The 11,999-nt window shown below is 39.8% G+C and carries 13 protein-coding genes; 1 reads left to right on the plus strand and 12 read right to left on the minus strand.

Features of this window, described 5'->3' with window-relative positions; translation table 11 throughout:
- Positions 1 to 43: 43 nt before the first annotated feature.
- From D0469_RS01050 to D0469_RS21825, 6 genes are all read right to left on the minus strand, one after another.
- Positions 44 to 1,135, minus strand: a complete 1,092-nt coding sequence (locus D0469_RS01050; RefSeq protein ID WP_117324811.1) for an ABC transporter permease — start codon at positions 1,133 to 1,135, stop codon at positions 44 to 46.
- Positions 1,132 to 2,058 carry an ABC transporter ATP-binding protein gene (locus tag D0469_RS01055; protein WP_117324812.1) on the minus strand — a complete coding sequence of 309 codons (927 nt, stop codon included), beginning with the start codon at positions 2,056 to 2,058 and terminating at the stop codon, positions 1,132 to 1,134. The genes D0469_RS01050 and D0469_RS01055 overlap by 4 nt, the downstream gene beginning before the upstream one ends.
- A gap of 90 nt (positions 2,059 to 2,148) precedes the next feature.
- Complete coding sequence (locus D0469_RS01060; protein WP_117324813.1) at positions 2,149 to 2,574, minus strand: DUF6526 family protein; 426 nt, start codon at positions 2,572 to 2,574, stop codon at positions 2,149 to 2,151.
- Positions 2,575 to 2,779: 205 nt separating this feature from the next.
- Positions 2,780 to 2,905, minus strand: coding sequence for a hypothetical protein (locus D0469_RS21815; RefSeq protein WP_267897279.1), 126 nt, complete (start codon positions 2,903 to 2,905; stop codon positions 2,780 to 2,782).
- Entirely contained in the window at positions 2,863 to 3,096 is a 234-nt protein-coding gene (locus D0469_RS21820) for a hypothetical protein (protein ID WP_267897276.1), read from the minus strand. The genes D0469_RS21815 and D0469_RS21820 overlap by 43 nt, the downstream gene beginning before the upstream one ends.
- Entirely contained in the window at positions 3,087 to 3,623 is a 537-nt protein-coding gene (locus tag D0469_RS21825) for an arylamine N-acetyltransferase (protein ID WP_267897277.1), read from the minus strand. Before D0469_RS21825 ends, D0469_RS21820 begins: the two co-directional genes overlap by 10 nt.
- A gap of 789 nt (positions 3,624 to 4,412) precedes the next feature.
- On the opposite strand from D0469_RS21825, the gene D0469_RS01075 reads away from it, so the two are divergent.
- Positions 4,413 to 5,576 (plus strand): hypothetical protein, encoded by a 1,164-nt coding sequence (locus D0469_RS01075; RefSeq protein WP_117324815.1) that lies wholly within the window; start codon positions 4,413 to 4,415, stop codon positions 5,574 to 5,576.
- 566 nt (positions 5,577 to 6,142) lie between these two features.
- Here D0469_RS01075 and D0469_RS01080 read toward each other — a convergent pair.
- The 6 genes from D0469_RS01080 to D0469_RS01105 all read right to left on the minus strand — a co-directional run bounded on the left by D0469_RS01080 (position 6,143) and on the right by D0469_RS01105 (position 11,995).
- A complete protein-coding gene (locus D0469_RS01080) occupies positions 6,143 to 6,811 on the minus strand; it encodes a GntR family transcriptional regulator (protein WP_117324816.1) in 669 nt (222 codons plus the stop codon).
- Positions 6,812 to 7,214: 403 nt separating this feature from the next.
- Complete coding sequence (locus D0469_RS01085; RefSeq protein WP_117324817.1) at positions 7,215 to 7,970, minus strand: maleate cis-trans isomerase family protein; 756 nt, start codon at positions 7,968 to 7,970, stop codon at positions 7,215 to 7,217.
- Between the two features lie 25 nt (positions 7,971 to 7,995).
- Positions 7,996 to 8,910, minus strand: a complete 915-nt coding sequence (locus D0469_RS01090; protein ID WP_117324818.1) for a hydroxymethylglutaryl-CoA lyase — start codon at positions 8,908 to 8,910, stop codon at positions 7,996 to 7,998.
- Positions 8,911 to 8,923: 13 nt separating this feature from the next.
- The gene (locus D0469_RS01095; RefSeq protein ID WP_117324819.1) at positions 8,924 to 9,424 is read right to left on the minus strand and encodes a LeuD/DmdB family oxidoreductase small subunit; all 501 of its coding nucleotides are present in this window, start codon (positions 9,422 to 9,424) and stop codon (positions 8,924 to 8,926) included.
- A 12-nt stretch (positions 9,425 to 9,436) separates the two neighbouring features.
- Positions 9,437 to 10,690: a 3-isopropylmalate dehydratase large subunit gene (locus tag D0469_RS01100; RefSeq protein WP_233522908.1), complete on the minus strand. Its 1,254-nt coding sequence runs from the start codon at positions 10,688 to 10,690 to the stop codon at positions 9,437 to 9,439.
- A gap of 81 nt (positions 10,691 to 10,771) precedes the next feature.
- Positions 10,772 to 11,995: a CaiB/BaiF CoA transferase family protein gene (locus D0469_RS01105; protein WP_117324821.1), complete on the minus strand. Its 1,224-nt coding sequence runs from the start codon at positions 11,993 to 11,995 to the stop codon at positions 10,772 to 10,774.
- Positions 11,996 to 11,999 lie beyond the last annotated feature (4 nt).

Here is an 11,999-nt window from a genome sequence, read left to right on the forward strand (position 1 = left end):
AAAGGACTGAATCATCTATTTGATTCAGTCCTTTTCTTCCACCCTACTCCCACTTAAACACGTAACTTGCCAGTACAAACCCGCCGACTAACCAACAGCCTAATACAAGAGTTTCCGTCCCTAATTCAAGGAAGGATGTTCCAAGATTCATTGTTTCCCTCAGTGCAGAACTGAGATGAGAAATCGGGAGAATCTTCACGATGGGCTGAATGATATCCGGCATATTGCTGATTGGGAAGAACACGCCGCCAAGAAACAGCATCGGAAACGTAACAAATCCGGCAATAGGGCCTGCACTTTCCGGGTTTTTTGCGACTCCGGCAATGACAAACCCAAGTGACATAAATGCAAGCGTGCCAAGTATGATGAAAAAGAGTAAGGAAAGCCAGGAACCAGCGACATCAATGTTAAAGACGAAATGTGCGATGAGCACCACTAGCAGAGCTTGTGTACCATTGAGCAGTAAGCGAGCCGTGATTTGAGCGGCGATAAAAGTTGAGGCTTTCAGTCTCGTACCTTGCATTCTGCGCAAGATTCCTCTTTCTCTCCAGGCAGAGATTTGGCCGGCGACTCCGTTCATGTTGTTGCTCATGATCATCATGGCGACGATTCCTGGTACGAGAAAGTCGACATACCGAATATTCATGGCTTCAATGCCCACTTTTTCAACTGTTACCAAAGGCGTGTAGCCTACAAGATCTTTGCTGTATTGATCGATGATTCCGTTTACAACGGTTAGTCCAAGCTCCGAGGCTGCAAGGTTTTTCTCATTATAATAGACGGAAAGGGAAAATGCTTGCTTCTCATTCCTCACTTTTGCTTCGTATCCTTTTGGGATAACCACGAGAAGCTGGATGTCCCCATTTTTCACAGCTTCTTTTCCTGTTTTAATCTTTTCATATTCTAAGGTTTTGAGTCCTTCATGCTTTTTAAACAATTCTTTTAAGTCCTTCGATGCTGCTGTTTGGTCAGAATCGATTACACCTACAGTTAACGATAGATTGTTGCCTTTTCCGGCGAAGGATCCAAGCGCCAGCATTAAGATGATCGGGAACAGTAAAGTAAAGAATAAGACTTGTTTGTTGCGAGCAAAAATCCGTAATTGCGCTAGCGTTAATTGCCGATATGCCCTCATGATTCCCGGATGCTCCTTCCTGTCATATGAATGAAAACATCCTCTAATGTGGCGAAGCGTGTTTGCAGATCCTCGATTTTGAAGTGGTGTTCCTCAGAAGCCTGGATTAAGGAAGTTAAGGCTGACTGCAGGTCATCCGTATATAGCTGGACAAACGTATCCTTAATGGATACCTCCTTTACTCCCTCCATTTTTAAAAACCACTCCCGTTCAGGCGGATTGCTCAAATGAAATTCTACGGTGCTGGCAGACTGGAGTTTTTTTACTAAATTAGCGGGCGTATCAAGAGCAATCAGTTCGCCTTGATCCATGATTCCGACGCGGTCACAGAGTACATGGGCTTCGTCCATATAGTGCGTGGAGAGAATTATCGTTTTTCCCCTTTCCTTCAGACGTAAGACGATGTCCCAAAGGGTTCTTCTTGCCTGTGGATCGAGGCCGGTCGTTGGTTCATCGAGAAACACAATATCCGGATCATGGATAAGAGCCAGCGCAATCGCGAGACGCTGCTTTTGTCCGCCAGATAACCCTTTAATACGGTCGTTCCGTTTTTCCGTTAGGAGCATATCGCCAATCAATTCATCAATATTCACATGACTTGGATAAAAGCTTCCGTACAACTTCAAGATCTCTTCTACTTTTAATAACTCAAATAAAGAGGTAGACTGAAGCTGGACCCCGATGACCTCTTTGACTTTATTCACTTCTGTTTTCACATCAAAGCCTGCAAGTGTGGCCGTTCCTTCATCTGGCTTTCTTAGACCAACCAGCATTTCAATAGTAGTCGTTTTCCCAGCACCATTAGGGCCAAGCAAACCGAAAATTTCTCCTTTTTCCACCTGAAAGAAAACGCCATTTACAGCATTGAACGAGCCATATCGCTTTCTTAACCCTTTAACATCTACAATTATGCTGTTATGCATCACAAGTCTCCTTTGAAGAGTAAAATACCTTGTATTCTAATAAATTTCTCCGAAAAAAGAAACAGCCATGAGGAAGCTGTTTCTTTTTCATTATACCCGATGGTGATCGGCTTTCCATTCCCGAATTGCTTTTTTAATGTCACCCGGAGACAGATTCTCTGACTTCGCCCGTTCAACTAACTCCAGGTACTCTTCATCTCCTGCAAATCTTAGTGCAATTACTTGCTTCGAGGAAAGCATGGAGTCCAAAGTATTCCCCGTCAAACGATAATAACGGAAATTTTCTTCATTGCGGATGATGCGGTCCTGAAGCAGAAGCGCATACCCTCTAAGCTTCACTGCTATTAATAAAAACATCAGTGCAAACCCTAGCACAATCACACTCAGCAGCCACTGACTGCTAAGATGTTGAAAGAAAAACACAATCGATAAAATTAGCGAAATAAGTCCAAGAAAAACAATCCCGAAATGAAAGATCGGGTCCACTTTTCTATGATTTTCATAATTTTGCCCCAACGCAACAACCTCCTATCATCTATTATTATTATTATATATATAATGAGAATAGTACATTTTTAACTTGATGGTATGAAAAATACAGTTGAGTGTCATGCGCGGCTCATATATTGCTGAACAAAACAAAGCACTCCCCGCCTACGATTCTTTATCCTCAACCCTAAAATAAGTTTTGAGGAGGTCCCGGAACTGCTTCTCATCGATCTCACTCCTTCTCTACCTTGCCATCCTTCCACTCTGTAAACGAAGTATCAGTCAATGTAAAATTACCCAGATCTGTCAATTTCGTCAGGAGCGGCTTCTTATTAAAAGCCGACCCCGGGCTCCCCACAAAAATCTCCTGGACGCCGCCCAACTCCTCAACATTCTCGCTTCCTTCGAATCAAATGCATAGCCAATCCGCCAATAAGTATCCTTATGCTTTAGTTTCATATAGAAAACATAATCGCCGAACTCCGTATCAGCACGCTCAACCCGAAACATTCCGTTCTCCGAAACACCCACATCTCCGTTCAGCGGCACAGGTACAAGCGGGAGATTGCCGCCAAACCCAGTATCAACAAGATAAACCTCACCTTATGCTCAACCAGAACCGCTACATGCGTCATCCCCGTCGCACACCACCCCTCAGACAAGCGGTCATACACCGATCCCCGAACCATCCAAACCTTCAAATCATATTCCTTTAAAAAAAGAACCAAGAGAGGATTCAGCTCATAACAAAGCCCGCCTTCGCTCATGGTTAACAACGTATTTGCCAAAGATTCGGGCGTTAACTCACCCGTCCGCCCTTCGATGATCCTCCTATTTTCAAAAGGAAAACTCTTTGCCGTCTTTTCAAACAAACGGCCTAAATTATCGAACGTCACCGGTTCATCGGGCCCAATGCCAATTCTTTTCTTGAAATAAGGGTTAATGCCGGCCATCGCGCACATTACAACAAAAAAATACCTTACAACCTTCGTTGAACTTTTCCCGCTAGGGGTATCCTGAATAATTGTTTTCGCGTAGCCAGGAATTGAAACCATTGCGTTACATACAGTGGGCATGTTGTTTTTCAGACCTAAATCCTTATGTATTTGTTCTGATCTAAGATCAGAGGTTTCCTCTCTCCGATTTTTTGCTTCTAAAAGCAGGGTTAAGATATACTTCCGAATTTCATTCGTGGTCCCTTTGTTAATGACGATTTTCTGCTTAATTTGCCCTGAAGGCTTATTCTGACTGTAGAAATTTTTTATTTTGGAGGTTTTTTATAGTTCCCAGCAAATTCAATTACTTGATGCAGTTCGTTTGTATAGCTCTCCTGGTTGTCCATCATATAACCAATTTGCCAAAAATACATATCAAGCAGCTTTATGGGAGTATAGGCTGCGCCATCCTTGCTAAATAAGGGTCTAAAACTACTAAACTCAGATATGTTTTCATTATAAAAAGACGCTAATTGCCTCAGCGAAATCTCATTTAAATTAGTAGAAATTACGAAAAGTGAAACTCCATCTTTAACATGTCTGTCATATGCCGGGACATTCCCGTACACCCCGAGCAAGATTTTGGATGCTAAAGTATCAGTAACAGGCTGCCCATTGATTTCACCTACTACTCTTTTATATACATTTTTGGTCTCTTCTATCAGACTTGTTACACATGATTCTGAAATGAATTAACTTATTTACCTTTCTGCATTTTGTAATATTTTTTTATAGACTATTGGTAATTCTATACTGTCCGAAAACTCTTCAGAAATAATTTGATATCAGATGTAAAATAGGAACATAGTAGATATTGTTAACATTTCATTTTACATATATGAAAATCATCCCCCGGAGGTTAATAACTACATGGAAAGCTACAGAATTCTTAAAACAGAACGTTGTATTACCCGTTTTCACGATTTGTACCTAACAACTTCAAAGTTAAAGCATATGGCTCCTCATATTGATTGGATCGTGATAGAGGAGGATATCTTTGACAAAGATGATACTATTACGAGCCAATTATGCTTAAAGGTGCCAAAAGCTCAATATGAAGCATCAAGTTATCTGTATGCTTTGCTTCATGGATACTCCGAAGGCAGGTCCGTTGATTTCTCCATCCTGCATAAGCTGCAGGATCAGCTTGATCACCTGGCACATTTGTGTTCGTTTCCGGTGAAAGACGAGGAGTTCGGTAAGAGACTTGATGTTTTGGTAACTGTTCTAGCTGACATCTATGGCCTTGGCACGCAGCTGCCACAGGGAATTAATCTTCATTTGTTCGAAGAGCAAGATGAACCGTACGAGCATTTTCCTGATATCTGGATTGTGAATGAGGATTTATTCCGGGAGGACATGGAGGTTATTCGGGAGAATCTCTCTTTCATACTTTATGAAACATCCAAGTTTTATCCTCTTGAGACAGAAGAAGATTATCCATTAGAAGCTGGGATAGTGTTTGAAACCTATCAATCTTTCCATTCTTTAAATGGCTGGGGAATGCGGCTGCTGGATACGTTGAAGATTATTCATAAGGTGCAAAGTAAATATAAAATTAACGGTCAGAGAATTAAAAATAAAAAGGTTAATAATAAGAAAGCTGCGGAAGTATGGATAAAGGACCTTGTATCAAGCTATCACCTTTTCGCGGATGCTAATAAAGATTTTGAGGAAAACGCTTCTAAACTTTTCTCTTTTCCGATCATTGGTTTTGCGGATGAACCTGAAGTATTTATCCAGTCAACCTCAGAAGGTATTAAGGTTGGTTATCAAATAATTAGATGGATGGGGCCGCACTATCCTACTCCTGCTTTAGAGGTCAAACATGTTCTTGCTTGGGACTCATTAGAGCGGTTAGCGCTGGAAGATAAAGAATCGAAGCTGCTTGAGATACTTTTAAAAACGATTGATACAAGAAAAAGACAATATAAAACCTGCCAGTTTTGCGGCTGCAAAATCGCCCCGGAACACCGGTTTGATAAAGATACATGCCATACATGCGCTTCCGAACAATTTGGCGTGGTTTATTAGAGTTCTTATTTCAGGAATAACACCAGCCCCCTTGCTGAATAAACTGGGGGCTATTATAGTTAAAATTAGCCCTTTTGCTTTTACAGCGATCATTCCATACACGTACTTAAATGAAAATCAGACATCTTAAGCAGTTTCTTTTCAATCGTATTTTCCTTTTCAAGATAGTTTCAGATCGGACATTCGGTTTGTTCTGTTCCCGGATGCTTTTAAAAGGTACTTCGCTTTTTAAAAACAGTATCACAGAAAAGAAGAGTTGTATTTCCATATTTTTAATTAAATGGTTACGTATTATCCCGTACCGGCTATTTCCTGTTAATGCCTGAAACACTATTCTTCGCATAACCCAGAGTGATGTTTCTTTTCGGAATAAAAAAAAGTTAACCAGTTTGATTCCTTAATAGTTTCGAATCATGTAATTGAATATCTAATCACTGTGACACATCTGCTTGCCAATTCTCTAATAAATGGCCAGAAGTATAGCCATTTGTACAAAATAAAACGTTCCCCAAAAAAAGTTCAAACTTTTTTATCAATAGTGTAGGGTAAAAAAAATATTACTACTTCTACTTAATCTTTCGCTTGTTCATAAAATTTACAAATGCAGAAATATCAGAGTCCATGTGAATTTCCATTAATTTTTTTGCATTTTGGGCATTACCCTTTGAAATTTCATTGAAAATTTCACGATGCTCTGAAAGATAATCGTCATTAATGTCATTTCTATGGTAACTGCCAATAATCGTATTTCGGAAATAGATAATTTTTCCACTTAAACTACCTAGTACACTTATTAATGAGTCATTCCGCGAACAAGATACAATAATATCATGAAACTCAATATTATTCTTTACGATTTCTTTTGAATCCCCTTGCCGAAAAGCCTCCTCACTTCTATTTAAAGCTTCTTCCAGTTGAAATAGTTCATTCTCTTTGATATGTTGAGCTGCTAATTCAGCAGCTAATGATTCAAGCGCTTTACGACATTGATAAACATCGATAACATCTTTTTGTGTGTACTCAACCACAAATGTATAGTTGCCTTTTTGGATAACTAACCCTTCTTGTTCCAGTCTCCCCATGGCTTCTCGAACAGGACCTCTGCTTACAGAAAATTTATTTGCAAGTCTTGATTCAACTAACTTTTCTCCAGGCTGGTATATCCCATGCAACAATTCATTTCTAATTATAGAATATAATTGCATATAAAGTGGTTCAGCTTTTTGAAGTTGCATTATTTATCATTCCGTCCATAGTATTTGTGTAGATTCATAATTCTTACATCAGCTAACACTTTCCACTTTAATAATTTAATAGAAAATTAGTTTCAATTCAAATTTATGGTTTTTCGACCGTGCGATTGCACTTAATATCCAAACAATAAACTATAATGACCATTCTTGTTAGAAGAGTCTTTTGAGTCTTGAACAAAAAAACCCCTCTTGGTATGATCAAGGTATCAAATCAAAACGAATTGATATTTAACCAAGAACCAAGAAGACCTCTAATGACTTACTCAAAATAATAAAATTAAGTCTAGTTACTGCACAAGGAACCCATTGGCAAAAGATTTATGAAAAAAACCTATACTCGATCATTTTTAAGGACTTGAATAGATAGATTTATAACCATTAACTCCTAAAATTGACCTGATAGCAGGCGACCTGCGTTCGGTACAACCGGTTCTAGTTTTAAACTTTTAAGGATATGATAAACTGTTGCTGTAGCCGCTGAAATTACAGGTAGACCCAGACGGTCTTCTACATTTTGAATAGCTGGCAATGATGGCATCTGGACGCAAGCAGACAACACTACCGCATCAGCATTACTAATGTCTAATTTATCAGCAATATTAATTAAATTCATTGGGTCAAGCTTACCAACTTCAAGATTATCTGATACTTCTAAGCTGATAGAGTCTGTTACTTCTATTCCACTGGTATTTAAATATTCAATGACCATATTTGTTAATGGCTTCATGTATGGTGTAATAATCGCTACCTTTTTCGCGCCCAAAAGTTTAATTCCATCTATTAAAGCTCCGGCACTGCTAACAACTGGTACTCTACCAGCAGTTTCGGCTGTGACATTTTCTAAGCGCTCTTGAGATACAGCATGATAGCCAGGTCCCTGGCACATAATAGCAATTAAGCAAGCATAGGCTAGTACATCACACCGTGCATCTGTTAATTCTGCTGCGCAACGATCACTATCGGAATCCATTTTTTTTAATTCTTCCTGGGTCACATGTTTCATCCTCATACGGCTGGAATGGAAAGTGAACTTCTCTTCCTCTGTTTCTTTTTGTCTCCACTGGAGCATTGCTGGTATTTCTGTCTCCATCGTAGTGTTTGAACTAGGTACGATAAGTCCTACACGATAATTTTCACTCATATTATTATCCTCCAATTGTTATTATTTATATATTTGGAATAAAAGCATCTCTTGATACTCTGTACACATGTCCGGATAACTGACGTTCGGTCATTGGTTTTACAAGGTCAACACATTCCAATAGTTTATCAAAATCTATCCCGGTTTCTATATCCATTTCATGTAACATTTTAACCAGATCTTCCGTTGCTATATTTCCTGCTGCGCCCGGTGCGAACGGACACCCTCCTAGTCCACCAATAGAACTATCAAAAACACCTACTCCAGCTTGTAAAGCTGCTAATATATTGGCTTGAGCAAACCCATAAGTATCATGAAAGTGAGCTGCAATTTTTGCTTTTGGCCATCTATCAAATATTCTTGAAAATAAATCATATACTTGTTTAGGATTAGCGTGTCCAATCGTATCACAAAGAACGATTTCATCGACTATTAACTTATCCAGTTGTTCCAGCATTTGCAAAACTGCTTTTTGGTTTACCTTTCCTTCATAAGGGCACCAAAAGGAGGTTGCAATATTAAATCGAACAAACATGCCTGTTTCTTTTGCTCTTAGGATAACGTCCTCTAAACGTGACATAGATTCAGAAGTAGTCATCCTAACATTCTTCTGATTAAATGTATTACTAGCTCCAACAACTAATGATACGGCATTTACATTACTCTGGACTGCTCTTTCATAACCTTTTTCATTCGGAATTAGAGCCATATATTGAATTTCTTTTTTTCTTGTAATACTTTCCAATACTTGCTTTGCATCTTTCATTTGGGGAACATGTATGGGATGAACAAAAGATGCAGCCTCCATGCGTCTAATCCCTGTTTTAGATAAAGCATTGATTAACTCTGCTTTTTGATCTGTTTCTATAAATTTAGCCTCATTTTGAATTCCATCACGAGGACCAACTTCTACAATTTCAACTTTTTTTGGCAGATTCACAATAATAGTCTCCTTAAGATGAAATCCCCATCCGTTTAGCTAGGTATGGCTCAAGACCTCCCAAAGAAACCATCTCAACCAAGTGTGCTGGTAATTTGGCAGTTTTATATTCTTGTCCTTTAGTTATGTTTATAACTTTTCCTTTTAAGAGATCAATTTCTAACATATCGCCCTCATCAATGTAAGAAGTATCCCCCATCTCCACAACAGGTAATCCAATATTAATTGCATTACGAAAAAAGATACGCGCAAAAAAATTCCCTAAGATCGCCCCTACTTGAAGATGCTTTAGTACCAATGGAGCTGTCTCGCGGCTTGAACCTGAGCCAAAATTATCTCCCGCCACTATGATATCTCCAGGTCTAACTTTTTTGGAAAAGTCTGGGTCAATTGCTTCCATCGCGTGCTGTGATTGCTCTTCAATCGACAAACTCATATATTGACCTGGAGAGATAATATCAGTATTTATGTTATGGCCATACTTCCATACACGACCTCGTATCATTTCGGACATCAGATCATCTCCTTACTGTATATATTTTCTTGGATCAGCAATTTTGCCTTCAATGGCCGTGGCAGCCACAGTTGCGGGTGAGCCTATGTATATCTCTCCCAAAGGGCTTCCCATGCGACCTTTAAAATTCCGATTTGAGGAAGACATGACAACTTCACCAGCACCAATTACTCCACTAGTGAACCCGCCGCATGCCCCACATGAAGGCATGTTTACAATACAGCCTGCCTCAGTTAGCACGTCTAGGATGCCCTCTTTATTCGCTTGCATCCAGATCGCTTGTGATGCAGGAACTACTAAACATCGAATGTTCTTTGAAATTTTGCGCCCTTTTAGAATCTCTGCTGCTACACGTAGGTCACTAATACGTCCATTTGTACATGAACCTAAATAAACCTGATCTACGTATGTACCTTCGACAGCCGACACAGGATGCACGTTATCAATTTCGTGTGGACATGCTACCTGTGGTTCCAGCTCCGATGCATTATAGGCAAACTCACGAAGATATCGGGCGTCATGATCACTGTTTATTCTCTCAGTGTTTTCAATGCCCTTTGTTTTTAAAAATCCTTCGATCACATCGTCGGGTTCAATAATCCCAGTTTTTGCTCCGGCTTCGACTGCCATATTAGACAATACCAATCTTTCATCTAAGGACATTCCACGAATAGCGCTGCCTGCGAATTCTAATACTTGATAAGTCGCTCCTGCATGGCCAATATCCCCGATAGTCTTTAATATTATGTCTTTTGAATATATACCACTTGGAATTGTTCCTTCCCAATTTACCTTAATGGTCTCAGGAACTTTAAGCCATGTCTCCCCTGTAAGAAGCACTCCTATCATTTCTGTAGAGCCGATGCCCGTAGCAAATGCACCTAAACCTCCAGCCATGCATGTATGGGAATCCGTTCCAAGAATCAGTCTTCCTGGGCGAACATGGCCGTGTTCTACAATCACTTGATGACATGGCCCTTCAAATTCATAATAATATGGCAGTTCAAACTCTTTGGCCCAGTCTCGCGTATATTTAAGAATATCCGCTTGGTAAACAGTAGCCGGAGGTGTGCAGTGATCTGACACTACAACTACTTTCTCACGGTCAAAAAGCTTACCGCCTAATTTTCTAAAACCTTTATCAATTAAGCGCGGACCTAATAGGTCATGCATCATTGCTATATCCACATTTACCCAGACTATTTCTCCTGGCCTGACTTCCTTCTTTCCAGCAGCCCTCGCCAATGTCTTTTCTGCTATTGTCATCCCCACCACATGATCATCCTCTCCATGACAGAATCAATCAAAGTATTCAGTTAACTGTCGACGAATAACTAGTAAAAAAATTTAATTACTAGAAAGGGCAGTCTTTTGTAACACTCCTTTTTGACATAAATTTTCAATTTCTTTATTTGTCATTTTAAGAGTGTTACTTAAAATTTCTTTTGTATGCTCTCCGAGTTTAGGACCTACCCAATCGATTTCACCAGGTGTTTCACTCAATTTCGGGATAATTCCAGGTACCTTTAAGGTTCCAATGCCTTCAACTTGTACTTCCCGAATCATTCCTCTAGCTTGATAGTGAGGATCATTGACAATGTCTTCAATAGAATAAATGGAGCCTGCCGGCACATTTGCCTGATCTAACGTTTGTAACACTTCATCAATCGAATGTTCTTTTGTCCACTGCTCAATTAATTGATCCAAAAACTCTGCGTGTTCTGAACGGCTTGCATTATTTTCGAAACGGGAGTCATCTGCATACTCAGGATACCCAATAGCCTCCATCAAACGTTTAAAAATGCCATCTCCATTTCCTCCAATAACTACGTATTTACCGTCGCTACATACGTAAGAGTTAGAAGGAGTAATTCCAGGTAAGATACTTCCAGTTCTTTCACGAATAATACCGGCCCTGTCAAACTCTGGAAGCATACTCTCCATTAAGCTGAAAATCGATTCATATAACGCTACATCAACATACTGTCCCTGCCCTGTCCCTTTTACATCTCGATGATAAACAGCCATCATTGAGCCTATAACAGCATATAAGGCGGAAATTGAGTCTCCAATGCTAATACCAACTCTTGTTGGAGGAAGATCTGGGTAACCAGTTAAATAGCGTAATCCCCCCATAGCTTCACCTATAGATCCAAAACCTGCCTTATCCCGGTATGGTCCGTCCTGTCCATAGCCAGTTACCCTAACCATAATAAGCCTAGGATTGATTTTCTTGAGCTGTTCATAACCTAGTCCCCATCTTTCTAGTGTGCCTGGACGAAAATTTTCTATTATAATATCAACCTCCATCGCTAGCTTTTTGACGATATCCTGGCCTTCAGTTTGACGCAGATCGAGAGCAATAGATTTTTTATTGCGTGATTGGACATACCACCAAAGACTGGTTCCATCCTCAACCACCCGCCAATTTCGAAGCGGGTCACCATCTTTTGGATTTTCAACCTTAATAACTTCTGCTCCGAAGTCAGCAAATAGTCTTCCGGCAAATGGACCGGCAATCAACTGGCCCATTTCTAAAACTTTTAACCCCTTTAAAGCATTCTCTGCCATGTTA

This window comes from Peribacillus saganii (assembly GCF_003429095.1).
Classification (GTDB): domain Bacteria; phylum Bacillota; class Bacilli; order Bacillales; family DSM-1321; genus Peribacillus; species Peribacillus saganii.

Coding starts and splice junctions, on each gene's coding strand:
- D0469_RS01050 (WP_117324811.1), bottom strand. CDS start 1,135: ATGAGGGCATATCGGCAATTAACGCTAGCGCAATTACGGATTTTTGCT.
- D0469_RS01055 (WP_117324812.1), bottom strand. CDS start 2,058: ATGCATAACAGCATAATTGTAGATGTTAAAGGGTTAAGAAAGCGATAT.
- D0469_RS21825 (WP_267897277.1), bottom strand. CDS start 3,623: ATGCCCACTGTATGTAACGCAATGGTTTCAATTCCTGGCTACGCGAAA.
- D0469_RS01075 (WP_117324815.1), top strand. CDS start 4,413: ATGGAAAGCTACAGAATTCTTAAAACAGAACGTTGTATTACCCGTTTT.
- D0469_RS01080 (WP_117324816.1), bottom strand. CDS start 6,811: ATGCAACTTCAAAAAGCTGAACCACTTTATATGCAATTATATTCTATA.
- D0469_RS01085 (WP_117324817.1), bottom strand. CDS start 7,970: ATGAGTGAAAATTATCGTGTAGGACTTATCGTACCTAGTTCAAACACT.
- D0469_RS01095 (WP_117324819.1), bottom strand. CDS start 9,424: ATGTCCGAAATGATACGAGGTCGTGTATGGAAGTATGGCCATAACATA.
- D0469_RS01100 (WP_233522908.1), bottom strand. CDS start 10,690: ATGACAATAGCAGAAAAGACATTGGCGAGGGCTGCTGGAAAGAAGGAA.
- D0469_RS01105 (WP_117324821.1), bottom strand. CDS start 11,995: ATGGCAGAGAATGCTTTAAAGGGGTTAAAAGTTTTAGAAATGGGCCAG.